We start from the raw sequence: 26,122 nt of genomic DNA, 5'->3' as shown, positions 1-26,122 counted from the left end.
TTCGGTTCCGGCAGGTCGGGCGAACGGGATCACGAACGGGTCGGGTCGGGTACATTTCACCTGGAAGCGGGTGACGGGGGCTGGTCACGAGGACGGTCTACATGGCGAGAATCACCGGTCCCGGTTCGTGGACGGACCGTGCGCAGCACTCACGGACGGTGTGGCGATCCACGGCACGCGCGGGTGATCCGGTGCGCTCCGACCTCGTCATCGTCGAAGGACTCGCCACCATCACGGCACTCTGCACGCTCCTGTTCGGCGCTGTCCTGGTCTGGATGACGACGGCCGACGACTACGCGTTCTTCTGGTGGTCGAAGACCTACACCTTCGGGGTCACGGTGACCGCCGCAATCACCTGGTGTGCGTTGCACACCCCGCGTGCCGCCATCTTCTACCGGCACACGGACGCGGTCACCCTGGTGGCCGCGATTCTCGTCGTCGGCAGTCCGGTCCTCGCCTATGCCAGCGCGGGGTCTGCTTACCCGGCCTTCGGACTCGTTCTGGCCATCGTGGCCTTCGCCGGAATACTCCAACGTCGCGCCCACATCGTCACGTTCACCACGCTGGCGGTGTGCGCGTGGACGGCGTTGGCGGTGGCTCACGGCACGGACGTGAGCGTGCAGACCTTCGCGGTGTCGGTGCTGCGAACCGTTCTCGTCGTCGCGGTCATCCACTACTTCCGCATGAAGACCATCGACCTGCTGTGGGAGAAGTATCGGATGGTCGACGAGCAACGTGCCGCGGCCGACTCCCTCTCTCACGTCGACGACCTCACCGGCCTGGCGAACCGTCGCGGCCTCCAGCGACGTGCGGCGACCGAACTCGATCGGTGCCGACGAGAGTCTCGGCCCGTGAGCGTTCTCTACCTCGACGTGGACGGTCTCAAAGATGTCAACGACACCCTCGGGCACGATGCCGGAGATGCCGTACTGGTACGACTCGCCGAGATGCTGGGGACCGCGTTCCGCGGCAGTGACATCGTCGCCCGCGTCGGCGGTGACGAATTCGTCGTGGTCCTCCCCGACACGGACCGGACCGAGGCGCTGGATCTGGGCGCGTCCATCCGCGATCTCTCGATGACCACCGAGGTGTCCGTCAGTGTCGGACTGGCAGTGTGGAGTCCGGGACCACACGCGCCGGATCTCGACGACCTGACGAGGCGCGCCGACAACGCGATGTATCGGGTCAAGTCACGGCGCTGAACGGCGACGCGGGAGCCGGATACCCGTTTGGCTCCCCGACGCACGGGTATCGCCACGACATGCCGGAACAACGCAGTGGGCTCGTCGTGGCCGTGACCGGAGCGACGGGAAACCTCGGGACCTCGGTCGTCGACGCGCTGGTCGTCGACCCGGCGGTCTCCGCAGTCCGTGCGATCGCGCGGCGCTCGCCCGTGCCGACGAACGGTCGTCCGGCGTGGGCTCCCGCACGGACGACGTTCGTCGAGGCGGACATCGCACGGGACGACCTGGTTCCGCTGTTCGACGGAGTCGACGTCGTCGTACACCTGGCGTGGCAGTTCCAGCCGTCGCGCGATCCGGTGCAGACCTGGGACGTCAACGTCGTCGGCGCGATGCGGGTCTTCGACGCCGCGGCGGCGGCCGGAGTGAGCGCGTTGGTGCACGCGTCGTCGGTCGGTGCCTACTCCCCGGGATCGAAAGACGTTCGGGTGACCGAGGACTGGCCGACGCACGGCTGGCAGGGCGCGGCCTACACGCGCGAGAAGTCGTATCTCGAGCGTGTGCTCGACCGGGTGGAGACGCGGAATCCCGACCTCCGGGTCGTCCGGATGCGCCCGGCCTTCGTCTTCGAGGCGTCGGCGTCCACGGAACAGCGTCGACTGTTCGGCGGACCCTTCGTCCCGGCCCGGCTGGTGCGACCCGCGTTCGTCCCGGTCTTCCCTGACATCGCGGATCTGGTGTTCCAGGGAGTGCACTCCCGCGATGTCGGACGAGCATTCGCCGCGGCGGCGGTGCGCGAGGTGTCGGGCGCGTTCAACCTCGCGGCGGACCCCGTCATCACCCCGGCCACCTTCGCGGAAATTCTCCGCGCGCGGTTGATCCCTCTGCCCGCGTCCGCGGTGCGACTCGCCCTCGATGCTCTGTTCACCGCACGCCTCGTTCCCACCGACCCCGGCCTGTTCGACGCGGTGCTGCGGCTTCCCATCATGGACTCCGGTCGCGCCCGCGACCTGCTGGAGTGGGCGCCTCGACACACCGCGCAGGACGCTCTCGCCGAGTTCGTCCGCGGCGTGCACGAGGTGGAGGACGCCCCGACCCCGCCGCTGTCCGCGTGACCCGGCGGCGGTTTGCGTCGGGTGAGTGCGGGTAGTCCGCAGTCCATGACCCGAGAGCAGACGACGGGTGACGACCCGGCCCACGCGGACCCGGACGATCCTCGGAAGCCCGATTCACCCACCGATCTCACCAAGCCGTCGTTCTTCTACGTCCTGCGCAAGACCGCGCGCGAGTTCTCCAAGGACCAGTGCACCGATCTGGCCGCTGCTCTCACGTATTACGCGGTGCTGTCGCTGTTCCCGGCTCTTCTCGCCGTCGTGTCCCTTCTCGGCGTGTTCGGGCAGGGCGAGCGCACCGTCACCGCGGTGCTCGACATCGTGTCCGACCTGGGGCCCTCGTCCGCCGTCGACACACTGCGCGGACCGGTCGAGCAGCTCGTGCAGGCGCCCACCGCCGGACTCGCCCTGATCATCGGTCTGGCCGGCGCCCTCTGGTCGGCGTCCGGCTACGTGGGCGCGTTCGGCCGCGCCATGAATCGGATGTACGAGGTGGACGAGGGCCGACCGATCTGGAAGCTGCGACCGGTCATGCTGGTCGTCACTCTGGTCGGCCTGATCTGCATCGCCGCAGCGGGACTCATGCTGGCCGTCAGCGGTCCCGTCGCCACGGCCGTGGGTGACGCGATCGGTGCCGGCGACACCGCACTGACGGTGTGGAACATCTCGCGGTGGCCCGTCGTCCTCGCGCTGATCGTCCTGGCCGTCGCGATCCTCTACTACGCCACACCCAACGTGCAGCAGCCGAAGTTCCGATGGATCAGCACGGGGGCCGGCATGGCCATCGTCGTGTGGATCCTCGCGTCCGTGCTCTTCGGTTTCTACGTCGCGAACTTCAGCAGCTACAACAAGACCTACGGCTCGTTGGCCGGCGTGATCATCTTCCTGCTGTGGCTCTGGATCACGAACCTCGCTCTGCTGTTCGGGGCGGAACTCGATTCCGAGCTGGAACGCGGCCGCCAACTCCAGGCCGGCATCGAGGCCGAGGACCATCTGCAGCTTCCACCGCGCGACACGCGCGTCTCGGAGAAGAACGAGGAGACCGATCGCGAACACGTCGAACGTGGTCGCGCCCTGCGCCTCTCCCACGGCGAGGACTCGTCCGCCCGGTAGCGTGGTGGTGACACGGGCCATGGGAGCCCGGAGCGAGGGCGGTCTGCGCGAGTGAGTGACACGGGGGCGGGCGCGCTGGTGGCGTCCGCACGCCGAGCGCGTCGGCAGTGGCGCGACAGCGCCCACGACGGCGATCCGGTGCGATCGGACGTGGTGGTCGTCCAGGGCCTCGCCGCGATCTGCGTGCTGAGCACCGTTCTGTACGGAGCGGTGTTCCTGTGGGTGGTGACGGACCCCCACTACGCGGTCCACTGGTGGGTTCAGTCCTACAACCTGCTGGTCGCCGCGCTCGCGGCCACGACGTTCTGGGCACTGCACACGCCGCGGGCCGTGTGGTTCTACCGTCACACGGACGTCGTGACGTTCGTCGCCGCAGCCCTGATCATCGCCAGTCCCGTTCTGGGCAACGCCGATGCGGACTCCGGTTTCCCCGCCTTCGGACTCGCGCTCTCCATCGTCGCCGCCGCCGCGCTGCTGCAACGACGATGGCACGTTGTCGTCGTCGTCACCGGGGGCGTACTGGCCTGGATCGCCCTTGCCTCGGTCAACGGGATCGGAGACGTCGGGGTGCGCACCTTCGCGGCCGCGATCGTGCGCACCGTTCTGGTGGCGGGGTTGATCCACTACGTGCGGATCCGCACCATCGGTCTGCTGTGGGAGCGCTACAGGTCGGTGGATCGAGCACGCGCTCGAGCCGATTCGCTGTCTCACCGAGACGACCTGACGGGGCTGCTGAACCGGCGCGGTCTCGCGCGGGGCGCCTCGCCCGCGCTCGCCGACTGCGAACGTGATGCCGTGCCCGTCGGTGTCCTCTATCTCGATCTCGACGGTCTCAAGGAGATCAACGACCGAGCCGGCCACGACGCGGGCGACACGGCGCTGGTACGACTGTCCGGCATTCTCCACAGAAGTTTTCGCTCCGACGATCTGATCGCCCGCGTCGGCGGCGACGAGTTCGTGGTCGTCCTCCCAGGGGTCGGCGAACAGGAGGTCCTCGACCTCGGGGCGACCGCCCTCGACGGGCTCGGCGCCGCGCAGCTCTCCGTCAGTGCGGGGGTCGCGGTGTGGAACCCCGCCCCCGGCGGCGTCGGCCCGGACCTCGACGAACTGATGAGGCGGGCGGACAACGCGATGTATCGCGAGAAATATCGGCGTTGATCGGTCTCGTCCTGCTCGTGACTCCGAATTCGGGGTACTGCTCTGGGACGCCGCCGGTCACATCCGCGGCGTCGACGGCGTCGAGAACTGGCGTCACCATCGACGGTCTCGGCCGTCGACTCTCCGGACGCGCGTCGACGTCGGCAGCGCGTCGATACTCGAGGTGATCCATGACCCAGTCCATCTCTCCCACCGATCGTCGATCCGCCGGGACGATCCTGATCACCGGCGCGTCCAGCGGTATCGGTCGCGCCACCGCCCACCTCTACGCCGAGCGCGGCTGGTCCATCGTCGTGTGTGCCCGTGGCCGTGACGGTCTGGCCGCCGTGGCCGACGAATGCCTGCAACGCGGCGCCGCCGCGGTGGCCGTCAAGCCGGTCGACGTGGTGCGCGGCGACGACGTGACCAAGGTCGTCACCGAGGTCGTCGAGCAGTTCGGCCGCCTCGACGTCTGCGTGCACTCCGCCGCGGTGATGTCCTACGGGACGTTCCTCGACACCCCGGCAGAGGTGTTCGATCACGCCGTGTCGGTCGACCTGCTCGGGTCCGCGAACGTCGCACGGTCGACGCTCACGGTGTTCCGCGACCAGGAGCACGGCCACCTCGTGGTCATCGGCTCGTTGCTGGGCCGTATCGCGGTGCCGTGGATGGGCACCTACGTCACGTCCAAATGGGGGCTGCGCGGCCTCACCCGTGTTCTCCAGCAGGAGGTTCGGCAGTATCCCGGCGTCCACGTCAGCGCCGTCGCACCCGGTGCCGTGAACACGCCGATCTACGAGCAGGCCGCCACCGTCGTCGGCAGAGCGGGGTCGCCGCCTCCCCCCGTCGCGGAGCCCGAGGTCATCGCCCGTGCCGTCGCGGCGGTCGTCCGGCGCCCACAGCGTGAGCGGGACGCCGATGCGGTGTTCGGCCTCGTCAACAAGTTCGCGTCGGCGGGCTACTCGCTGGTCCCGGCGGTCTTCGATCGACTCGTCGGGCCGTTGATGTGGCGTTTCGGCATCGCACGCGAGCCCAAAGACGATTCGGAGGGCAATGTATTCCACTCCAGGACCGCACCTCCCCCGCGGAAAGTGACCGCGCGGACCGGAGACCGTCCACACTGAGTCCATGACCACCCGACGCCGGTTGCCCCCACAGAAGCTCGGATCCCTCATCGGCGCCGTGTTCGGACTCGTGTTCGTGGTGGTCAACTCGGCGTCGTCGCCGACACTCCTGCGTCTTGTGTTCTGTGTGGCCGCTGCGGCGGCCGCGATCACCGTTCTCGTGGGAATCGCGCGCAATCCCGTGGCCACGGTGCCCGCGGGTGTCACACCGTTCGGACGCGGTTACGCCGTGATCGTGCTCGCCGAGGTGGTGCTGCTCTTCGTCGGCATCCGCGTCGTGGCGGGGCCTCTCGGACTGCCCGAGGCCGGGGTCGCCTGGGTGGCCGTCGTGGTCGGCGTGCACTTCGTCGTCCTGGCGCGCCTGTGGCACCTGCGACTGTTCGACGTCCTGGGCGCGCTGCTGACCGTTCTCGGGGTGCTCGGCTTCGTCCTGGCCGTCGCCGGGTCGGACCGGATGTGGATCGACATTGTGGCAGGGGTCGCTTCGGGTGCGGTGCTCCTGGAGTTCGCGCGCCGAGGAGTGCGTCAGAGCCCCACCTTCTCCAGCGCTTCGTCGTAGATCAAGGCCGCCTCGGACTCCGAACGGCCCTCCTGCAGCGCGCCCACGTAGACGGCGGACACCTCCTTCTCCACCGCCGTGTACTTCGCGAGCCACTGCTCGGCTCGCACGCGCCAGTAGCCGATGATGTCGAAACGGTCGACGCCCATACCCTGCTCGCGGCGCACGTACTTGCGGACGGCACGCGAGTCCGCGGCCTCCCCCGCGAAGAAGACGTAACCCTCGCCCGGCGGGAACTCCCACGCCTGCACCGCGTCCGGCAGCACTCCGGGACCGTGCCCGTTACCGGACCCGATGCACCACTGCACTGTCACCTCGGCCGCCGACTCGAACGTCTGCACGTCGGCCTCGTCGAGAACCTCGACGATCGCATGGGCCCGAGTGTTCGCGGGCAACTCCTCGAGCACTCGGCCCAGCGCCGGAAGCCCGGCGAGATCCGCCGCGAGGAGGAACCACGCGGTGTCCGCCGGCGGCGCGAACCAGTGCCGCGGCGGAGTGACGACCACGACGTCGCCCGGTCGCGCCGACAGCGCCCAGGACGCGGCCACCCCGCCGTCGTGGGCGACGAAGTCGATCACCAGCTCACCGGCGTCCGTCACCCGTCGCACCGTGTAGTTGCGTCCCTCGGGACGGGTGGCGTCGTCGTGGTACCACCACACCCCGTCGACACACTGCATGGCCGGCGGCCGAGCGTCGCCGGGAGCCGGGAAGTAGAGCGCGACGCACTCGTCGGCTACTCCGGCCGGGCGGTACCGGCGCAGGTCCTCTCCGCCGAAGGTGAGGCGAACGAGGTTGGGGCTCAGTGTCGTCCGGTCCACCACCTCGGCCCAGTAGAAGGTCGGCTCGGTGTCGTCGGTCATCGTCGGTGCTCCCGCAGTCGAGGTCGTCGTTCCGAGTTAGGTTACCCTGACCAGGCCGGGTGTGGTGGTGCCAGGACGAGGCGATTTGGTGGTCGACGGGTGCCATGGGTTAGAGTCTCTTCTCGGCGAGGATGCATCCGATAGGGTGCTGTCGGAGCCACGAACATTCCCCCATAGCTCAATTGGCAGAGCATTCGACTGTTAATCGAAGGGTTTCTGGTTCAAGTCCAGATGGGGGAGCACGCAGAGCCCGTGACCGTTGTCGGTCACGGGCTCTTCTCGTTTCGCCGCACCCGCCCCGGGGAGTTCGCCGTGCCCGGTCACGTCGGGCAGGATGGTCTCAGACGTCTCGAAAGGACTCACGCTCACATGATGGGAATGTTGGCCGGCATCGCTGCCGGATACGTGCTCGGCACCAAGGCGGGGCGGGCGCGCTACGAACAGATCAGCCGCGCGACGAAGGCGGTGGCGTCGAGCCCCGCGACAAAGAAGGTTGTGTCGGCCGGACGCCAGAAGTTGGCCGACACCCTCAGCACGCAGCCGAAGCTCGAGCCGATGAAGCAGGTCGACGACACTCAGCTCTACATCCCGCACGACAAGCTCTAGACGGCGGGGAACTCCGCGTCCGTGGTGCTGCCGACGGCCTGCTCCAACAGGCTGCGGCGGTACTGCTCGAGCGCGATGAGGTCGCCGAACAGCGCGTTGTAGTCGTCCGGCTTCTCGATGGGTGACATGCGCTGCAGCTTCGACTTCAGTTCCGCGACCTGCCGGCCGACCCACACCTCCTGCAGACGCGCGAGCACCCCCGAGATGTAGCGCGGGGTCGCCTCGTCGGAGATGGGCATGGCCTCGACGGCCAGTTCCGTGACCAGGGAGCGCAATCCCTTCGGCTCCGCCTTCTTGCCGACGGCGTCGAGCCACTCCCCGCCCCCGAGCCCCGCGGCCGTTCCACCGGCCTCGCGGACCGCCTCGGACACCGCGGCGTACGCCGGGTGCCCGAACGTCTCGGGCGGCAGCGAATCGAACACGGACCCGGCGATACCGGGGTGCTGCATGACGGCCTTGAGGGCTTCGCGCTGCGGCCACAGCGTGGGGTCGTTGCGCGCCGGATGGGCCGGTCCGACCGGCGCGGCCTTCTCGGTCTCGGTACTGCGCACCGGCCGCCGGAGCGGCGCCGGAGCGCCACCCTTCGCGATCTTGGCCGCTTCCTCGCGCACCCGGTTGACCACCATGCGCTCGTCTATCCAGCCCACCCAGCCGCTGAGCCGAGCCGCGTAGTTGTCGCGGAGCGCACGGTCCTTCATCTGCGCGACCATCGGCACGGTGCGGCGCAGGGCTTCGACCTGTCCCTCGGCGGTGTCGAGATCGCACTCGGACAGAGCGCCGCGAATGGCGAACTCGAAGAGCGGGGTACGACGCGCGACGAGATCACGTACTGCCGCGTCCCCCTTCTCGAGGCGCAGGTCGCACGGATCCATCCCGTCCGGAGCCACCGCGATGAACGTCTGGCCGGCGAGCTTCTGGTCTCCCGAGAAGGCCTTCATCGCGGCGGCCTGACCGGCTGAGTCCCCGTCGAAGGTGTAGATGATCTCGCCGCGCCAGAACTTGTCGTCCATCAGCAGCCGACGCAGGAGCGCGAGGTGCTCGTCACCGAAAGCGGTACCGCACGAGGCGACCGCCGTCTTGACTCCCGCCAGGTGCATGGCCATGACGTCGGTGTAGCCCTCGACGACGACGGCCTGATGCCCCTTGGCGATGTCCTTCTTCGCCAGGTCGAGGCCGAACAGCACCTGAGACTTCTTGTACAGCAACGTCTCCGGAGTGTTGACATACTTTCCCGGCATCGTGTCGTCGTCGAAGATCTTGCGTGCGCCGAAGCCGATGACGTCACCGGACAGGTTGCGGATGGGCCACAGCAATCGACGGTGGAACCGGTCCATCGGACCCCGCTTGCCCTCGCGGGACAGCCCGGCCGCCTCGAGTTCCTTGAACTCGAAGCCCTTGTTCAGCAGATGCTTGGTGAGCGTGTCCCACCCACTCGGGGCGAACCCGCACCCGAACTCCTGTGCAGCGGCGGCATCGAAGTTGCGCTGCGTCAGGTAGTCCCGCGCCGCCTGCGCCTCGGGTGATCCGAGTTGCTCGGCGTAGAACTGCTGCGCTGCCGCATTGGCCGCGACGAGGCGGGACCGGGTCCCACGATCACGCTGGACCGAGGTGCCGCCACCCTCGTACGAGATGGAGTAGCTCAGCCGATCCGCGAGTTGCTCGACGCTCTCGACGAACGTGATGTGCTCGATCTTCTGCAGGAACGTGTACACGTCGCCGCCCTCACCACAGCCGAAGCAGTGGAAGGTGCCGTGATTCGGCCGGACGTGGAACGACGGGTTCTTCTCGTCGTGGAACGGGCAGAGCCCGCTCATGGAATCGCCTCGCGGAGCCTTCAGTGCGACGTACTCGCCGACGATGTCCTCGATGCGAGTGCGTTCGCGAATGGCGGCTACATCGCGTTCAGGTATCCGGCCGGCCACGAGCCCAGTCTAGTGCCGGGTCCGACACGGCTCCCCCGCCGTACCGACCCGGACCCGCTAACCCCAGGACGCCTGCGCTCCGAGGCTGCTCTTGTCCACCCGTTCGAGCCGCGACTCCGTGTAGGACGCGATCTGATCCACCACGACGCGGACGCGTTGGGCGTCGTCCGCGGCGGCGTTCCACACGGGAACGAACATCGGATCGAGCGAGGCCGGCGCCGAGTACAGCAGCCAGGCCGCGACGCGGTGGATGCGATCGCGCTGACGGTCCTGCCGGAGCCGGTGCCCGGCGTCGGACATCACGTAACGCAGCGCCATCGTCTTGAGCAACGCCACCTCCGCTCGGACCAGCGACGGCACGGAGAGATCCGCCTCGTAGCGCCGCACAGGCCTGCCGTCGGCCGCCTCCCGGGTGCTGGAGATGGCGGCGGTGGTGAATCGGCCCACCAGTTCGCTCGTCATCCGCTTGAGCGCCACCGAGCGGACGAGAGTGCCGTCGTAGCCGGACGCATCGGTGACCACCGGCATCTCCGACAACCGCTGAGCGGCCTCGCGCATGTGGTCACGGTCGAAGCCGCGGAACTCGCTCACCGACATCTCGGCGAGGGCCGACTGCTCGCTGGGGTCCGCCAGCGACCGGAGGTCGATGCGCCCGGCGATGATGCCGTCCTCCACGTCGTGCACCGAGTACGCGACGTCGTCGGCCCAGTCCATCGCCTGCGCCTCCAGGCTCTGACGACCCTCGGGTGCGCCCTCGCGGATCCAGGTGAGGGTGTCGGCGTCGTCGTCGTAGGCGCCGAACTTCGCGCCCGGCCGCGGCCGCAGCCACGGGTACTTGATCGCGGCATCGAGCGAGGCACGAGTGAGGTTCAGCCCGGCGCTGGCGCCGTCCTCGGTGAGGACCTTCGGTTCCAGCACCGTGAGGATCCGAAGGTTCTGAGCGTTGCCCTCGAACCCGCCGCAGGACTCGGCCACCTCGTCGAGAGCTCGCTCGCCGTTGTGGCCGTAGGGCGGGTGGCCGATGTCGTGGGCCAGCCCGGCCAGTTCCACCAGATCGGGGTCGCACCCGATGCCGTCGGCGATGCTGCGCCCGATCTGGGCGACCTCCAGAGAGTGCGTCAATCGGGTGCGGGGCGTGTCGCCCTCACGGGGACCGGTGACCTGAGTCTTGTCGGCGAGGCGTCGCAACGCGGCCGAGTGCAGCACCCGGGCGCGATCACGGGCGAAGTGTCCTCGCGAATCGCCGGGTGTCTCGGTGAGCACCAGCGCGGCCGTCTTCGGCCCCTCCGCCACCAGTCGTTCGAGGTCCGCCGCGTCGTACTGCGTCACTGGCTGGCCGTGTACTGGAAGTCCGCGGAGTAGTGCGTCAGCTGGTACCACAGCAGAGCCGCTGTCTCCCTGGCGATCCCGTGGATCTGCGACTCGCGGGTGAACACGGCGGGGCCCTGGCGGGTGGGCGACGTCCACGCGTCCAGACCGGCGTCGCGCGCCATGGTGCGGGTGCGCAGCGAGTGCCACGGATCGCTCACCAGGGTGATGTCGGTCAGTCCTCGCGACTGCAACTCCGCCGCGACGGCCTCGATGCTGAGCAGGGTGTCCGACCCCTCCTCGACGGCGACGATGTCCTCGCCCGGAACACCCTGGTCCATCAGGTAGTTCCGACCCGACGCCGCCTCGGTGTAGTTGTCGCCCACCTGCTTGCCACCGACCGTCACGATCAGCGGAGCGACCCCGCTGGAGAACAGCGCCGACGCCTGTTCGAGTCGCGCCTCGAAGACCGACGAGGGGACGCCGTCGTACTGGGCCGCGCCGAGCACGACGATGGCGTCCGACGGCGTGTGATCGTCGATCCGAGCCACCTGCCACACCCGCACAGCGGTCCCACCGACGAGGAGCACTCCCACGAGGACCACGCCCGCCACGAGCCGACGGAGCCAGCGCGCGACGGTGCCGCCGAAGCCGAGACGATCGGGCTGCGGCACGTACGGGTCGTCGTAGCGGTAGTCGGTACTCACACGTCGATTCTGCCAGCCGCACCCGCGGAGATCGGTCCGGCGCGCCTCACAACCACCCGTTGTCCTCCGCGATGCGCACGGCCTCGGCGCGCGTGGTGGCACCGGTCTTCCCGATGGCGGCGGAGAGATGGTTCCGCACCGTGCCCTCGGAGAGGTGCAGTGCGGCGGCGATGGACCCGGCGGTGGTCCCGGAGCGCGCCGCGGACAGGACGTCCCGCTCCCGCGGTGTCAGGGGCGAGTTCCCGGCCGTCAGTGTCTCCGTCGCCAGTGCCGGGTCGATGACGCGCATCCCGGCGTGGACCCGCCGGACCGCCTCGGCGAGCTGGCGAGCGGGCGTGTCCTTGACCACGAATCCGCCGGCACCGGCGTCGATGGCCCGCCGCACGTACCCGGGCCGTCCGAAGGTGGTGACCACGAGCACGCGACACGTGGGGACTGCCGCCCGCAGCAGGGCGGTGGTCGCGATGCCGTCTCCCCCGGGCATCTCGACGTCGAGAAGCGCCACGTCGGGACGGTGCTCGAGCGCTGCGGGCACCACCTCGTCGCCGCGCCCCACCTCCGCGACGACGTCGAGATCGTGCTCGAGTCCCAACAGGGCGGCCAGAGCGCCGCGGACCAGGGCCTGGTCGTCGGCCAGCAGGAGTCGGATCGTCACGGCGCCGTCACCGTGAGAGTGAACCCGCCGTCACTTCCCCGTGCGACCCGGACGGCGGCGCCGAGGGCGTCCGCGCGGTCGGTGAGTCCCCGCAGGCCGGTGCCCGTGGACTCGCCCTGCGGCCCGATGCCGTTGTCCGCGACGGTGATCCGGCGGGCGTCGAGTCGCACCCGGCATTCGGTTCCGCCGCTGTGACGCACTACGTTCGTCACCGCTTCCCGGAGCGCCCAGGCGAACAGCTCACGCAACTCCTCCGCCACGTCACGCACCGACCCCTCGATGTGCAGTGTCATCCCTGCCGCTTCGACGGCGCTGCGCACTCCCCGTATCTCGGTGTCGAGTCGCAGGTGACGCAGCCCGCCCACCGTCGATCGCACGTCGGCGAGCGCTGCGCGCGAGAGGCTCTCGACGTCGGCGATCTCGACGGCGGCACGCGCCGGATCCACCTCGACGAGTCGCCCGGCCAGCTCGGCCTTCATGGTGATGACGGTCAGCGAGTGGCCGAGGATGTCGTGGACGTCGCGAGCGACTCTCTCGCGCTCCTCGACCACGGCCAGGTCGGACAGGCGGCGGCGCGCCTCGGTCAGCTGGATGTTGCGAGCGACGAGTTGGCTGATTCCCCAGGCGGCGAACGCGGCCACCGCCACGGTGAACCCGGCGGAATCGTCCGGGGTCCAACTCGGGACGACACGGGGAAGCACCTCGACCGCGGCGACGTTCGCAGCGAGCACGAGGAGACCCGACCGGCGAGGAAGGGTCATGACGGCGAGAACCGCCACGAACACGCATCCCGTCAACACGGAGTCACCGGCTGCGGGAGCGACCGGAACCAGCAGCAGCATCAGCGCCACCACCACAGCCCACTGTCGGGGCACCCGCACCTGCGCCTCGGCATGCAGCCGTCCCCGGAAGTCGCGGAAACCACCCAGGAACACCGCGGCGAAGGCGAGCAGACACAGCGCTGCGGCCACCTGCCAGTGGACGGGCCCGTCGTAACTCCACACCGCCCGTACCGGATAGATCAGGTAGGCCAGCCACACCGCACTGAAGACCCAGCCTCGGCGCACGGCGGCGCGCAGTCGCGTCCCCTCGCTGTCGTCGACGTTCACCTCGCGCGGCTCGATGACGAAATGCGACCGAAGTGACTGCACGAGGCCCTGACGACGGCCGAGCGCGGCGGCGGTGGTCCTGCTCACCGCCGCCACGCTAGACCCCCTGGTGTCCGGACGTGTCATACGCGGGCGGTGTCCTTGCGGAACATCGTCATCGCGCCGATCACGAAGATCGTCGTCCACACCGCGACGTTGACGAGCGCCTCCACCAGCGACGTCCACGAGGTGTCCCCGAGCGGCGACCGCGCCAACGTGGCCACCCCGTAGGTGGGGACGAACTTCGCCACGGTCGCGAACCATCCACTCGCCGGGACGAAGAGACCACCGGCGAACGCGAGCACAGCGAGACCGGGTCCGAGAATCTGCATCACGTTCTCCGACGGCAGCAGGTACCCCATGAAGAGGCCGAACGCCGCGAACACGATCGAGGTGATCCAGGCGAGCACGAAGCACTCCACCCATGCCGCGGCGGGAAGAGTCGCGCCTGTCGCCGCACCAACGGCGAAGACGACGGCCACGGACACGAGCCCGAGCGCCATGGCGACGACGACCTTCACCGCGATGTACGCGGTGGGGGTCAGCGGGGTGAGCCGCAGCTGACGGCTCCATCCGAGTCCGCGTTCGATCGAGACCATGGCGCCGCCGCTCGTGGTGGCCAGCATCGCGCCGTAGAGCGCCATGCTCACCATGACGTAGCCGGTGACGTTCGCCGATCCTGCCGACTCGGTCTTCAGATCACCCTGCAGCCCGAAGATGAGGAAGAAGATCGGCGGCACGACGAGTGCGAAGACGACGGTGCGGCGGTTCCGCAACATCCGGCGCATCTCGAGTGCGAGGAAGCCGGCGTTGAATCCGCCCCGAGCCGGCAGCGTCCGGACAGTGGTGGTGGTGGTCGAATCGGTGGCGGTCATGCGAGGCTCCCGGTGGTGTCGGTGGTGAGGGTCAGGAACGCGTCCTCGAGAGTGTGGGGAACGATCTCCACCTCGCGAGCTGCGGTGTGTGCGAACAGGTATCGAGCGACTGCATCCGAGTCCGTCGCGTGGACGGTGAGCCGGTCACCGTGGATCTCGACGTCGTCGACGCCGGGAACGGCCAGCAGATCGGCTGCCCGCGCGCCCGGCAGGATCGCCGAGACCCGCCGGCCGGACGCCACGTTCTTGATCTCGGCCGCGGTGCCGTCCGCCACGATGCGCCCGTCGCGCAGCAGCACGATGCGGTCGGCGTAGGCGTCCGCCTCGTCGAGGTAGTGCGTGGCGAACAGGACCGTGCGTCCGTGCGAGGTGTCCTCGCGCATGGCGGCCCAGAACTCACGTCGGCCCTCCACGTCCATGCCCGTGGTCGGCTCGTCGAGCACGATGAGATCGGGATCCGGGAGCAGGGCGAGCGCGAACCGCAACCGCTGCTGCTGACCGCCGGAGCACTTCCCCACCATCCGGCCCCCGATGTCCGCGATGCCTGCGCGTGCCAGGACTTCCGAGACGGGCCGGGTGGACGAGTACAGGGTGCCGATGAGGCGAACGGTCTCCTCGACGGTGATGTCCTTGAGCAGTCCCCCGCTCTGCATCACCGCCGACACGCGGCCCGTCGCGACGGCGTCCTCGGGCGATCCGCCGAAGAGGGCGACGGAGCCCTCGTCGGGTCGACCGAGGCCCAGCATCATGTCGATCGTGGTGGTCTTGCCGGCGCCGTTGGGCCCGAGGAACGCGACGATCTCGCCCGGGTGGACGACGAGTGACAGGTCGTCGACGGCCTGGACACGGGTGTGGCCCGGCCCGGCGAACGACTTCCGCAGATGGTCGAGGTGAATCGCTGGTGTGGTCATGAGAAGAACACTGCTCCGATGCGAGGGACGAACCCTCGTTCGTGCGTCACGACCGCGGCATGACAGTTGTCACGGGTCTCTCGTCCTCGTTCGCACCGTTCGGCCACGCTCCCGGTAGGTTCCCACCATGACCCGGGTCCGAGTGCTCCTGCGTACCGCCACCACCGCGATCCTGTTCGTCCTCGCCGTGGTCGGTGTGGGCGTGCCCGCCTCCGCCGAGGAACCGTTCCGAGTGCCCGAGCAGGTCACCGATCAGGCCGGCGCACTCGATGCCGGTGAGGTGTCCGAGGTGCAGTCCGCCGTCGACACCCTCTACGACGAGCAGGGCTTCCGGCTCTGGGTGGTCTTCGTCGACGACTTCTCGGGCCAGGCTGCCACCTCGTGGGGTGAGCGCACGGCGTCCACCAGCGACTTCGGGGACCGTGATGTGCTCATGGCGGTCGCGACGCAGGCCCGCTCGTACGTCCTGAACGTTCCCCAGGCGCTGTCGAGCATCTCGGACTCGGAGATCTCCGAACTCGAGCAGGCCTCGATCGAACCGGCGCTGCGCGAGGAGAACTGGGCGGGCGCGGCGACGGCGGCAGCCACCGGCCTGGGCAAGGCGGCGTCGACCACCGGCTCGGGATCGGCAGGTCTCTGGGTCGCCGTCGGCGTGATCCTCGTCCTCGTACTGGGCGCCTTCGCCTTCACTCGGCTGCGCGCACGGCGGCGGCGAGCCGATGCACTGGAGGCCGCCGAGCAGTTGGACGGCAGTGACCCCGCGGCCTTCGCCGCTCTCCCGCTCGACGTCCTGGACGAGCGTTCCCGCGCTCTGCTGGTGGAGACCGACGAGGCGATCCGGGCCAGTGCCGACGAGTTGTCCACTGCCGTCGGCGAACTGGGACAGGCCGCGGCTCGCCCGTTCGTCGAGGCTCTCGACGGCGCCCGCCGCGCGCTCGCGGCCGCGTTCGAGACGAGGCAGCGTCTGGACGACGCGATCCCCGAGTCGCCCGACGAGCGGCGCCAGATGCTCCTGTCGATCATCACCTCGTGCAGTGACGCGGACCGGCACCTCGACGAGAAGGTCGCCGAGTTCGACGAGATCCGGAACCTGTTGATCGACGCGGACTCCCGTCTCGACGCGCTCACGCGCGGGCAGGTGGAGCAGACGGCGCGGCTGGTCGCGGCGGCGACGACCCTGACGAGCCTCGCGGGGCGGTACGACAGCTCCGTCCTCGCGCCGGTGGCGAACAACGTCGACCTGGCGAAGGAACAGCTCGAGCTTGCCGACGCGAGCATCGACGAGGGGCGCGATGCCGCCGCGCAACCGGTGGGTCACCAGGGACCGGTGGTGGCCGCGGTGCGCACCGCGGAGAGTGCGCTGTCGCGCGCCCGATCGCTGCTCGACGCCGTCGAGCACGCCGACGCCGACATCGAGGCCGCGCGCTCCGGGCTCGACGCGGCGATGGCCGACGCGGAAGCCGACATCGCGTCGGCGGACCGCCTCGCCTCGCACGGCGGAGACCGACTCGCCGCGGCACGGGCCGCCGTCGCCGAGGCGTTGGATCAGGCACGGACCCGCGGCACGCAGGATCCGCTGGGCAGTATGAACGCCCTCGTCGCGGCCGACGCGCAACTCGACTCCGCACTCGCCGTCGCCACCCAGAGCAAGGAACAGGACGACCATGCCCGCGCTCGACTGGACCGGGACCTCGCGTCGGCGCAGGCACAGGTACGGGCCGCGAGCGAGTACATCGGCGCCCGCAGCGGCGCGGTGAAGGTCCAGGCACGCACGCGGCTCGCCGAGGCCGAACGGCACGTCCAGGCCGCCCAGCAGCTGGGTGTTACGGACGCGCCACGCGCTCTGCAGCACGCCGCGGCCGCCCTGTCCCTCGCCGCGCAGGCGTCGCACCTCGCTCAGGCGGACGTCGCCGACTGGGAGGCGACACAGCGCCCTCGGCACAGCGGTGGGTACGGCGGCTCGTCCTCGGCGGGCGGCGTCCTCACCGGCGTGCTCATCGACAGCGTGCTGCGCGGCGGCTTCTCCGGGGGCCGCTCGTACGGGAACCGTCGCGGCGGTGGCTACGGCGGATTCGGCGGCGGCCCGCGCTCGTTCGGTGGCTCCGGCAGCTCGGGACGCATCGGACGCTCGTCCGGCGGACGTTTCTGAGCCGGTGACCGCCCGGGTCGCGGCGAGCGCCCTTGCCCTGACTCTCCTCGTCGGCTGCGCACCGCCGCCGCCGGAGGTCCGTGCCCCCGTGAGCGCATCCGCCTACCGGAGCCGCGACGACGACGCGGTGGGCGGACAGCTTCAGGTGACGCTCACCGGCGCGTCGGAGCAGCCGGTCACCGTCCGGTCGGTCGCACTGCGTTCTCCCGGCTTCGAGACGGTCGACGCGACACCTCGCGAGATCACGCTCGACCGCGGCTCCCGCATCGACGTCACCGTGCCGTATGGAACAGCGCTGTGCGATGTCGGAGCGGAACCGGCGACAGCGGTCGTCGAGACGAGTGACGACATCGCTGTCGAGGTCCCGCTCGCGTCGCAGAACGACACCCTGAACCGAATCCACGCCGAAGAATGTGCCGCCGCCGAACTCGCCGACATCGTCGCGGTCACCCTGGTTCCCGGCCCTCCACCGGCGGACCCCGCGGCGCCTCTGTCGGCGGTGCTCACCCTGGATCGCCGAGGCGGTGACGACCCGTTGCGCCTCGACGAGATTCGCGGCAGCCTCCTCTACGCGCTGAGCAGCGAGGAGGTGCCGGTCACGCTGGCGTCGGGAACAGCGAGCATCGACGTCCCGGTCACGCTGTCGACGGCGTCCTGCGAACCGCATGTCATCGCGGACGCCAGGAAGCCCTTCGTGTTCCCCGCGTGGATCGCAGTGGGTGACGGTGTGCCGGTCTACACCCGCATCCCGGTACCCGTGTCGGTGCAGCGCCAGTTGGTGGAGTACCAGCAGCACTCCTGTGTCCGCTGACGTGGTGTTTCAGTACTGCGCGCGAACGGGCACTCTGGAGTCACCCCCCCTAGCATCAGGAGCCCCACCCATGGTCGATGTCACCCGCACCTTCACCGTCACCCGATCACGGGCGGACGTGGCCGCGTACCTGCGCGACTTCGCGAACGCCACCGAATGGGATCCGGGCACCGTGGAGTGCACGCAGTCCACGCCCGGACCGGTCGCCGTCGGCACGGAATGGAACAACACGTCGAAGCTGTACGGCATCTCGACCGAGCTGACCTACCGTCTCGAGGTCGACGAGCCCGGCCACATCGTCCTGAAGGGCACGAACAAGACGGCTACGAGCACCGACGACATCACGCTGAACGAAGCCGGCCCGACCTCCACCGAGATCACCTATCACGCGAACATCGAGTTCAACGGCCTCGCGAAACTGGCCGACCCGCTCGCCGGCATCGCCTTCGAGCGGGTCGGGAAAGAGACCGAGGAGCAGATGACCGCTGCTCTGCAGAAGTAGCGGTCAGCAGCCCAGCAGGCGGGTGGCGAGGTAGCCCTCGACCTGATCGAGGGCGATCCGTTCCTGTGCCATGCTGTCGCGCTCGCGGATGGTGACCGCATGGTCGTCCAGCGTGTCGAAGTCGACCGTGATGCAGAACGGGGTGCCGATCTCGTCCTGGCGACGGTAGCGGCGACCGATGGCGCCGGCGTCGTCGAACTCGACGTTCCAGTTCTGTCGCAGAGTCGCCGCGAGGTCCTTGGCCTTGGGCGTCAGGTCGGCGTTGCGGCTCAGCGGGAGCACGGCGGCCTTGACCGGCGCCAGACGACGATCGAGTCGCAGCACCGTCCGCTTGTCCACGCCGCCCTTCGCATTGGGCGCCTCGTCCTCGTGGTACGCGTCGACGAGGAACGCCATGAGCGAACGCGTCAGTCCCGCAGCAGGTTCGATGACGTACGGGGTGTAGCGCTCGTCGTTGGCCTGGTCGTAGAAGCTCAGGTCGGTGCCGGAGTGCTTCGAGTGCGTCGACAGATCGAAGTCGGTGCGGTTGGCGACGCCCTCGAGCTCGCCCCACGCGCTGCCCTGGAACTCGAAGCGGTACTCGATGTCCACGGTGCGCTTGGAGTAGTGCGACAGCTTCTCCTGCGCGTGCTCGTACAGGCGTAGGTTCTCCGGGTCGATGCCCAGATCGGTGTACCACTTCATGCGGTAGTCGATCCAGTACTGGTGCCACTGCTCGTCCTCGCCGGGCTTGACGAAGAACTCCATCTCCATCTGCTCGAACTCGCGGGTGCGGAAGATGAAGTTGCCGGGCGTGATCTCGTTGCGGAAGCTCTTGCCGATCTGGCCGATGCCGAACGGCGGCTTCTTGCGCGACGTGGTGAGCACGTTGGCGAAGTTGACGAAGATGCCCTGCGCCGTCTCGGGGCGGAGGTAGTGCAGTCCGGCCTCGTCGTCGACAGGTCCGAGGAACGTCTTGAGCAGTCCGGAGAATGCGCGCGGCTCCGTCCAGGAACCGGGCTCCCCGGTCTCGGGATCACGGATGTCGGCTAGTCCGTTCTCCGGCGGGTGGCCGTGCTTCTCCTCGTACGCTTCGAGCAGGTGATCGGCGCGGTAGCGCTTGTGGGTGTGGAGCGACTCGACCAGCGGGTCGGAGAACGTCTCGACGTGGCCGGACGCCTCCCACACCTCGCGCGGCAGGATCACGGACGAGTCGAGACCCACCGTGTCCTCGCGGCTGGTGATCATGTTGCGCCACCACTGCTTCTTGATGTTGTCCTTCAGCTCCACGCCGAGGGGGCCGTAATCCCAGGCCGACTTGGTTCCGCCGTAGATCTCGCCACACTGGTAGACGAGTCCCCGGCGTTTGGCCAGGTTGGCGACGGTATCGATCTTGGACTTCGGTGCCACGGGGCCAGCTCTCCATCTCGGGTGGTCGGTAGTACTGCCGAGCGAGGGGGTGTCCCTCTGCTCGCGACACATCAGACTATCCGGCGACGTCCCGGTCTTCGAGCACCGGTGAGTTGACATGCACGTCCGCGCATATCAGAGTAGATGTCGAAAGTGGTTACTGTTTCCATTAAGCACCACCCCACAGTGCAGGAGGACCTTCATGAGCATCGACGACACGGTGGTCCCTCCCGCGGCTCCGAGCCCCGTTCCGCTGCCGTCCAAGGACGTGCTGGGCGGCGCGGGCGACCTGCTGCGTGCACTCGCCGCTCCGGTGCGCATCGCGATCGTGCTGCAACTGCGCGAGTCGGAGCGGTGTGTGCACGAGCTGGTCGGTGCACTGGGCGTCACGCAGCCCCTCATCAGCCAGCACCTGCGTGTCCTCAAGGCCGCGGGCGTCGTCCGCGGTGAGCGTGCCGGACGCGAGGTCCTGTACCGCCTGGTGGACGACCACCTCGCCCACATAGTCGTCGACGCCGTCGCCCACGCTCAGGAGGAGAACCACTCGTGACCGCTCCCCGCACCATCGGTGTGCGCTCGACCAAGCAGCGCAGCGCCATCTCCGAACTGCTGGAGACCGTCGATGAGTTCCGGTCGGCGCAGGAGCTGCACGACGAACTGCGCAAGCGTGGCGACGGTATCGGCCTCACCACCGTCTACCGCACCCTGCAGGCCCTCGCGGACGCCGGCACCATCGACGTCCTACGGACCGATTCCGGTGAGTCCGTCTACCGCCGGTGCTCCGACGGTCACCACCACCATCTGGTGTGCCGCGACTGCGGCTTCACCGTCGAGGTGGAAGGTGCCGCCGTGGAGCGCTGGACCAAGTCGGTGGCGTCGAAGCACGGTTTCAGCGACGTCAGCCACACCGCCGAGATCTTCGGCACCTGCAGCGAGTGCGCCGCGCGATGAGTCACGGCACCAGGCCGACGCGCGCCTTCTCCACACCCGAGAGCACCAGGACGAGCATCGTCATGAGTGGTTCGTCGTCGAGTCCCGACGCCGGGAACGTGTAGCGCATCACGACGTCGGCCTGCGACCCGTGCGTCGTGAGCGAGATCGAGCCGAACTGGGACTCGCTGTTGCGCACCGCTACTCGCGCCCGCAGCGTTCCCGACGACGGACGGTCCCAGGCCAGCACGGCCGTCAGAGCGAGCACCTCGAGTCCCGGACTCAGAGCGACCGCACGCAGCGAGCAGAGTGCGCCCGCGTAGCTGAACCCGAGCGATCCGTCGTCGCCCACGGACACGTCCGCGAACTGTCCGAGTGCCAGCCGGGCACGGTCCTGCAGGGCCGCCACGACGTCCTGCTCCGTCATTTCACACCACCGAATCTGCGGTCACGCGAGGCGTACTCGACGCACGCGGCCCACAGGTCGCGGCGATCGAAATCGGGAAAGAGCTTCTCCTGGAACACCATCTCCGCGTACGCGGACTGCCAGATCAGGAAATTGGACGTGCGCTGCTCGCCGGACGGCCGCAGGAAGAGGTCCACGTCGGGCATGTCCGGTTCGTCGAGGTACTTCGCGAAGGACGCCTCGGAGATCTTGTCGGGATCGAGCTGTCCGGCTGCTGCGCGACGGGCGATCTCGCGGGCTGCGTCCACGATCTCGGCGCGGCCGCCGTAGTTGACGCACATCGTCAGCGTCATGACGGTGTTGTCCTTCGTGAGCTCCTCGGCCGTCTCGAGTTCGTTGATGACGCTGCGCCACAGACGAGGTCGGCGCCCCGCCCAGCGGACGCGCACCCCCATCTCGTGCATCTCGTCGCGGCGGCGGCGGATGACGTCGCGGTTGAAGCCCATGAGGAACTTCACCTCGTCCGGGCTGCGGCGCCAGTTCTCCGTCGAGAACGCGTAGGCGGACAGCCACTGCACGCCGATGTCGATGCATCCGCAGACCGTGTCCATGAGGACGGCCTCGCCGCGCTCGTGACCGGCGGTGCGGGGCAGTCCGCGATCCTGCGCCCAGCGTCCGTTGCCGTCCATGACGAGCGCCACGTGGCGGGGAATCAGCTCCGGCTGCAGGATCGGCGCGCGGGCACCGGACGGGTGCGGATCGGGCGCGCGGACCTCACGCCGGGTGGGCTGCTCGCGTGGACTTCGACGGATCACGGGTCTCATCCTGCCCGACCGGAGTTTCTCCGGCAGGTGCGGACCCGGCGGTCCCGGACCCGCCACTGCGTTCGACGAACGGGAGCGTCCGCAGTTGCCGTTCGAGATGCCACTGCAGGTGCGCGGCCACCAGACCGCTCGCCTGCACGCGCATCGAGTCGGTCGACGCCTCGGTACCCGCCCAGTCGCCGCTCTGCAGGGCCGACATCAGGTCGAGCACACCCACCGAGGGTGTGCTGGACCCGGCGGGGCGACAGTGGGTGCACACCGCTCCCCCGGCGGAGACGTGGAACGCGCGATGCGGACCGGGCGCAGCGCACGTCGCGCACTCGTCCAGCGACGGAGCCCACCCGGCGAAGTTCATCGCCCGCAGCAGGAACGCGTCCAGCACCAGTTCCGAGTCGCGAGCCCCGGAGGCCAGGGTGCGCAGCGCGCCGACGGTCAGGTGATGCAGACGAGGCGCCGGAGCATGCTCCTCACCCGCCAGTCGCTCGGAGGTCTCGAGGACGGCGCACCCGGTGGTGTAGCGGCCGTAGTCGGCGACGATGTCGGACGCGAACGACTCGACGGTCTGTACCTGGGTCACGATGTCGAGGTTGCGACCGGGATACAGCTGCACGTCGATGTAGGCGAACGGCTCGAGCCGGGCGCCGAACTTCGACGTCGTGCGGCGCACGCCCTTCGCTACTGCGCGCACCAGTCCGTGGCGGCGGGTGAGGAGCGTGACGATGCGGTCGGCCTCACCGAGCTTGTGCTGGCGCAGGACGACGGCATGATCGCGATACGACCTCACACTCCACCTCTGCTCGCCGGCACCGTGTCATTGTCCCACGCAGGACGACCGGGCGAGGTCAGGGAGCGCCGAGCTCGGCCTGCAGATTCGCCAGCGTCCGCGCGATGTTGCGGCGCTGGAAGGACGCGAAGGAACTGCCCCCGGTGGCCACCTTGTCGAACAGCGCGGCAACCGCGTCGGGCCACGGCCGATCGTCCGTCCACGTCTCGGTGACGCGAGTGCCGCCGTCCACTGGCGCGAAGGTGTACTCCCAGCTCGCGTTCCGCGCGCGGACGATCGGCTTGCCGGGTCCGATGACCTCCACCCGGAACGCGAATCGCCGTGCGGGCTCGGCGGCTGTCACCACGCACCGCGTGCTCCACGTCGCCCGGCCGCGCTTGTTGCGGCCGACGAACGTCATGCCCTCGTAGGTACCTCCACGGCGCGGCTCGTCCACCACCGCTCCCGTGTTCTCGGGGCTCCACCGATGCGTCTGCGTCGGATCGCTGACCAGTGCGTAGACCTCGTCGGGCGATGCCGCGACGTCGACGTGATCGGACACGGTGCGAGTTCTCGTCATGGCCTCACGCTAGGCGACGGGTACGGAATCGTCGGCGCGGGTAGACAGGAGTGGAAGCGCGTCGTCCGACCGGTCGTGTCGGCGCCGCGCACTACCCTCGACCAGAGGGGCACGCGCGACATGAAGGAGTGACGGATCGATGACACGCACACACGACTCTCGGGACTACGACGAGGCCGACCTGTCGATCGAGAAGCCGAAGACGCATGCCGCCGGTCCGACCGCCGTCGCCGTCTCGATGAAGCGCTCGCTCGAGCGCATGGGCCCGGTGCGGACCGCACGGACCCTGCTCGACCTGAACCAGGCCGAGGGCTTCGACTGCATGAGCTGCGCGTGGCCCGATCCGGATCCGGGTCACCGTCACGCCGCGGAGTTCTGCGAGAACGGCGCGAAGGCCGTCGCCGAGGAAGCCGACAAGCGCCGCGCCACCCCGGAGTTCTTCGCGCGCCACAGCATCGCCGACCTCGACTCGCACAGTGAGCACTGGCTCGGTCAGCAGGGACGCATCACGCACCCGATGGTCAAGCGGTCGGGCGGCACCCACTACGAGGCGATCGGGTGGGACGAGGCATTCGACCTCATCGGCGAGGAGCTGCGCTCGCTGCACCCGGACGAGGCCACGTTCTACACGTCGGGCCGCGCGTCGAACGAGTCCGCGTTCGTGTACCAGCTCTTCGTTCGCGCGTACGGCACCAACAACCTGCCGGACTGTTCCAACATGTGTCACGAGTCCACGTCGTTCGCTCTGCAGGAGTCGATGGGCATCGGCAAGGCCAGCGTCGTGCTCGACGACGTGTACGGCGCGGACCTCATCATCCTGGCCGGACAGAACCCGGGCACCAACCACCCGCGCATGCTGTCCGCGCTGGAGAAGGCCAAGCAGAACGGCGCCAAGATCCTGGCGATCAACCCGTTGCGCGAGGCCGGCCTCATCAACTTCAAGAATCCGCAGACCCCGCGCGGCATGGTGGGACCCGGCACCGATCTCGAGGACATGCACCTGCCGATCCGCATCAACGGCGACCTGGCGCTCTTCCAGGCCATCGGCAAGCTGCTGGTCGAGTGGGACGCCCTCGATCACGAGTTCATCGAGAAGTACACCAACAACTTCGATCTGTGGAAGCAGCACGTCTCGGCGGTCGACTGGGACGAGGTGGAGACGGTCACCGGTCTCTCCCGAGCCCAGATCACAGACGCAGCGAAGCTCCTGCGCGACTCGAAGGCCACCGTCTTCTGCTGGGCCATGGGCATCACGCAGCACCGCAACGCCGTGAACACCGTCAAGGAGATCACCAACCTCGCGTTCGCCCAGGGCAACATCGGCAAGCCGAACGCGGGTGTGCTGCCCGTGCGCGGTCACTCGAACGTGCAGGGCGACCGCACCATGGGCATCTGGGAGCGGGTGCCGAAGCACTTCCTCGACGCACTCGAGAGCGAGTTCGGCTTCGATCCGCCCCGCGAGAACGGTCTCGACACGATCGACTCGATCCGCGGGATGCGCGACGGCAAGGTGAAGTTCTTCCTCGGTCTCGGCGGCAATTTCGCCCAGGCCACGCCGGACAGCACCGTCACCTTCGATGCCATGCGCAAGACGAACATGACGGTGCACATCTCGACGAAGATCAACCGCTCGCACCTCGTCACCGGGGACGTGGCGCTGATCCTGCCGACCAAGGGCCGCACCGAGAAGGACATCCAGGCCAGCGGGCCGCAGTGGATCAGCGTCGAGGACTCGACGTGCTCGGTGCACTCCTCCCGCGGTCCGCTCGATCCGCCGAGCCCGCACGTCAAGTCCGAGGTCGAGATCATCACGCAGATCGCGGAAGCCACGATCGGCGACCGCTACGGTCTCGACTGGAAGGGCATGCGCGACGACTACCGCACCATCCGTCAGCACATCTCGCGGGTGGTTCCGGGATGCCAGGGCTACGAGGTCAACGCTCGGCGCCCCGGAGGCTTCGTCCTCCCCCACCCGCCGCGGGACTCGCGGACCTTCCAGACGGAGTCCGGCCTCGCCGAGTTCTTCGTCTCGCCCATCGAGGCGCTGCAGGTGCCGCCGAAACATCTTCTGCTGCAGACGTTCCGGAGCCATGATCAGTTCAACACCACGATCTACGGACTCAGCGACCGGTACCGGGGAATCGAGGGCGGCCGCCGCGTCGTGTTCGTCAACCGCGGCGACATCGCGGAACTCGGCATGAAGGACGGCGACTTCGTCGACATCACCACCAAGTGGGACGACGACGACGTGGTGCGCGTCGCCGAGAACTTCCGGATCGTCGAGTACCAGACGCCCAAGGGGTCCGCGGCCGCCTACTACCCGGAGACCAACCCGCTGGTTCCGTTGGACTCGTCGGCGACCGACAGCAACTGCCCCACGTCGAAGTCGATCGTCGTCTCGTTGAGTCCGGCCAGGGCCGGCAGCCCGGGAGTGGGGCACGGCGGCCAGGACGCCATGCGCTCCGACGAGCACCACAAGACCCAGACGGAGCCTGAGCACCTCTCCTGAATCTGGACCGGGCTACCGTGTCGCGACGATTCGATCGCGGC

At 68.8% G+C, this 26,122-nt stretch carries 26 protein-coding genes and 1 tRNA gene; 14 read left to right on the top strand and 13 right to left on the bottom strand.

The annotated features are described in order from the left end of the window. Window positions 1-101: 101 nt before the first annotated feature. From QE397_RS06010 to QE397_RS05985, 6 genes are all read left to right on the top strand, one after another. On the top strand, window positions 102-1,202 hold the full coding sequence (locus QE397_RS06010; protein WP_307092322.1) for a diguanylate cyclase: 1,101 nt from the start codon (window positions 102-104) through the stop codon (window positions 1,200-1,202). Window positions 1,203-1,261: 59 nt separating this feature from the next. Continuing rightward, a complete protein-coding gene (locus QE397_RS06005; RefSeq protein WP_307092321.1) occupies window positions 1,262-2,296 on the top strand; it encodes an NAD-dependent epimerase/dehydratase family protein in 1,035 nt (344 codons plus the stop codon). Window positions 2,297-2,341: 45 nt separating this feature from the next. Next, entirely contained in the window at window positions 2,342-3,406 is a 1,065-nt protein-coding gene (locus tag QE397_RS06000) for a YihY/virulence factor BrkB family protein (RefSeq protein WP_307092319.1), read from the top strand. A gap of 51 nt (window positions 3,407-3,457) precedes the next feature. Then, entirely contained in the window at window positions 3,458-4,564 is a 1,107-nt protein-coding gene (locus QE397_RS05995) for a diguanylate cyclase (protein WP_222649315.1), read from the top strand. Window positions 4,565-4,734: 170 nt separating this feature from the next. Continuing rightward, window positions 4,735-5,667, top strand: a complete 933-nt coding sequence (locus QE397_RS05990) for an SDR family oxidoreductase (RefSeq protein ID WP_051613353.1) — start codon at window positions 4,735-4,737, stop codon at window positions 5,665-5,667. A gap of 4 nt (window positions 5,668-5,671) precedes the next feature. Next, on the top strand, window positions 5,672-6,226 hold the full coding sequence (locus QE397_RS05985; RefSeq protein ID WP_307092314.1) for a hypothetical protein: 555 nt from the start codon (window positions 5,672-5,674) through the stop codon (window positions 6,224-6,226). On the opposite strand, the gene QE397_RS05980 is transcribed toward QE397_RS05985, so the two are convergent. Continuing rightward, entirely contained in the window at window positions 6,193-7,086 is an 894-nt protein-coding gene (locus QE397_RS05980; RefSeq protein WP_056445764.1) for a siderophore-interacting protein, read from the bottom strand. The two genes, QE397_RS05985 and QE397_RS05980, sit on opposite strands and share 34 nt — an antisense overlap. A gap of 167 nt (window positions 7,087-7,253) precedes the next feature. On the opposite strand from QE397_RS05980, the gene QE397_RS05975 reads away from it, so the two are divergent. Beyond that, window positions 7,254-7,326, top strand: a tRNA-Asn gene (locus QE397_RS05975). Between the two features lie 129 nt (window positions 7,327-7,455). After that, window positions 7,456-7,692, top strand: coding sequence for a hypothetical protein (locus tag QE397_RS05970; RefSeq protein WP_027505741.1), 237 nt, complete (start codon window positions 7,456-7,458; stop codon window positions 7,690-7,692). Here the strand turns inward: QE397_RS05970 and dnaG are convergent. Genes dnaG through QE397_RS05935 form a run of 7 tightly spaced genes read right to left on the bottom strand, consistent with a single transcriptional unit; the run spans window position 7,689 to window position 15,218 of the window. Continuing rightward, complete coding sequence (gene dnaG, locus QE397_RS05965; protein ID WP_056445766.1) at window positions 7,689-9,614, bottom strand: DNA primase; 1,926 nt, start codon at window positions 9,612-9,614, stop codon at window positions 7,689-7,691. The two genes, QE397_RS05970 and dnaG, sit on opposite strands and share 4 nt — an antisense overlap. A 57-nt stretch (window positions 9,615-9,671) precedes the next feature. Beyond that, window positions 9,672-10,943 carry a deoxyguanosinetriphosphate triphosphohydrolase gene (locus QE397_RS05960; protein WP_222630427.1) on the bottom strand — a complete coding sequence of 424 codons (1,272 nt, stop codon included), beginning with the start codon at window positions 10,941-10,943 and terminating at the stop codon, window positions 9,672-9,674. Next, on the bottom strand, window positions 10,940-11,629 hold the full coding sequence (locus QE397_RS05955; protein ID WP_027505738.1) for a YdcF family protein: 690 nt from the start codon (window positions 11,627-11,629) through the stop codon (window positions 10,940-10,942). Before QE397_RS05955 ends, QE397_RS05960 begins: the two co-directional genes overlap by 4 nt. Window positions 11,630-11,675: 46 nt before the next feature. Next, entirely contained in the window at window positions 11,676-12,284 is a 609-nt protein-coding gene (locus QE397_RS05950) for a response regulator transcription factor (RefSeq protein WP_027505737.1), read from the bottom strand. Then, window positions 12,281-13,480: a sensor histidine kinase gene (locus tag QE397_RS05945; RefSeq protein ID WP_307092309.1), complete on the bottom strand. Its 1,200-nt coding sequence runs from the start codon at window positions 13,478-13,480 to the stop codon at window positions 12,281-12,283. Before QE397_RS05945 ends, QE397_RS05950 begins: the two co-directional genes overlap by 4 nt. Window positions 13,481-13,515: 35 nt before the next feature. After that, entirely contained in the window at window positions 13,516-14,307 is a 792-nt protein-coding gene (locus tag QE397_RS05940; RefSeq protein WP_056445772.1) for an ABC transporter permease, read from the bottom strand. Next, the gene (locus QE397_RS05935) at window positions 14,304-15,218 is read right to left on the bottom strand and encodes an ABC transporter ATP-binding protein (RefSeq protein ID WP_056445775.1); all 915 of its coding nucleotides are present in this window, start codon (window positions 15,216-15,218) and stop codon (window positions 14,304-14,306) included. Before QE397_RS05935 ends, QE397_RS05940 begins: the two co-directional genes overlap by 4 nt. Window positions 15,219-15,345: 127 nt before the next feature. Here QE397_RS05935 and QE397_RS05930 point away from each other — a divergent pair, with 127 nt between their 5' ends. From QE397_RS05930 to QE397_RS05920, 3 genes are all read left to right on the top strand, one after another. Beyond that, window positions 15,346-17,367 carry a TPM domain-containing protein gene (locus QE397_RS05930; protein ID WP_307092306.1) on the top strand — a complete coding sequence of 674 codons (2,022 nt, stop codon included), beginning with the start codon at window positions 15,346-15,348 and terminating at the stop codon, window positions 17,365-17,367. A gap of 88 nt (window positions 17,368-17,455) precedes the next feature. After that, entirely contained in the window at window positions 17,456-18,178 is a 723-nt protein-coding gene (locus QE397_RS05925) for a hypothetical protein (protein WP_307092304.1), read from the top strand. A gap of 70 nt (window positions 18,179-18,248) precedes the next feature. Beyond that, the gene (locus tag QE397_RS05920) at window positions 18,249-18,680 is read left to right on the top strand and encodes an SRPBCC family protein (protein ID WP_027505731.1); all 432 of its coding nucleotides are present in this window, start codon (window positions 18,249-18,251) and stop codon (window positions 18,678-18,680) included. 3 nt (window positions 18,681-18,683) lie between these two features. Here the strand turns inward: QE397_RS05920 and QE397_RS05915 are convergent, their stop codons facing one another. Continuing rightward, the gene (locus QE397_RS05915; RefSeq protein ID WP_027505730.1) at window positions 18,684-20,069 is read right to left on the bottom strand and encodes a glycine--tRNA ligase; all 1,386 of its coding nucleotides are present in this window, start codon (window positions 20,067-20,069) and stop codon (window positions 18,684-18,686) included. 202 nt (window positions 20,070-20,271) lie between these two features. Between QE397_RS05915 and QE397_RS05910 the strand changes: the two genes are divergently transcribed. Both QE397_RS05910 and QE397_RS05905 read left to right on the top strand, forming a co-directional pair. Next, the gene (locus QE397_RS05910) at window positions 20,272-20,619 is read left to right on the top strand and encodes a metalloregulator ArsR/SmtB family transcription factor (RefSeq protein ID WP_027505729.1); all 348 of its coding nucleotides are present in this window, start codon (window positions 20,272-20,274) and stop codon (window positions 20,617-20,619) included. After that, window positions 20,616-21,020, top strand: coding sequence for a Fur family transcriptional regulator (locus QE397_RS05905; protein ID WP_027505728.1), 405 nt, complete (start codon window positions 20,616-20,618; stop codon window positions 21,018-21,020). Before QE397_RS05910 ends, QE397_RS05905 begins: the two co-directional genes overlap by 4 nt. A 1-nt stretch (window position 21,021) precedes the next feature. Here the strand turns inward: QE397_RS05905 and QE397_RS05900 are convergent, their stop codons facing one another. The 4 genes from QE397_RS05900 to QE397_RS05885 are packed head-to-tail and all read right to left on the bottom strand — an operon-like array spanning window position 21,022 to window position 23,572. After that, window positions 21,022-21,426 carry a hypothetical protein gene (locus tag QE397_RS05900; RefSeq protein WP_307092301.1) on the bottom strand — a complete coding sequence of 135 codons (405 nt, stop codon included), beginning with the start codon at window positions 21,424-21,426 and terminating at the stop codon, window positions 21,022-21,024. After that, window positions 21,423-22,229 (bottom strand): isoprenyl transferase, encoded by an 807-nt coding sequence (locus tag QE397_RS05895; RefSeq protein ID WP_307092300.1) that lies wholly within the window; start codon window positions 22,227-22,229, stop codon window positions 21,423-21,425. The genes QE397_RS05900 and QE397_RS05895 overlap by 4 nt, the downstream gene beginning before the upstream one ends. After that, window positions 22,180-23,013 (bottom strand): DNA repair protein RecO, encoded by an 834-nt coding sequence (gene recO, locus QE397_RS05890; RefSeq protein WP_027505725.1) that lies wholly within the window; start codon window positions 23,011-23,013, stop codon window positions 22,180-22,182. Before recO ends, QE397_RS05895 begins: the two co-directional genes overlap by 50 nt. A gap of 58 nt (window positions 23,014-23,071) precedes the next feature. Further along, complete coding sequence (locus QE397_RS05885; protein WP_222630408.1) at window positions 23,072-23,572, bottom strand: SRPBCC family protein; 501 nt, start codon at window positions 23,570-23,572, stop codon at window positions 23,072-23,074. Between the two features lie 139 nt (window positions 23,573-23,711). Here QE397_RS05885 and QE397_RS05880 point away from each other — a divergent pair, with 139 nt between their 5' ends. Then, window positions 23,712-26,081 (top strand): FdhF/YdeP family oxidoreductase, encoded by a 2,370-nt coding sequence (locus tag QE397_RS05880; RefSeq protein WP_027505723.1) that lies wholly within the window; start codon window positions 23,712-23,714, stop codon window positions 26,079-26,081. The last annotated feature ends 41 nt before the right edge of the window (window positions 26,082-26,122 follow it).

Source organism: Rhodococcus sp. SORGH_AS_0301 (genome assembly GCF_030818285.1).
Lineage (GTDB): Bacteria > Actinomycetota > Actinomycetes > Mycobacteriales > Mycobacteriaceae > Rhodococcoides.
The sequence above is the reverse complement of the archived record's forward strand: the minus strand, read 5'-3'. Positions and strand labels throughout refer to the sequence as shown.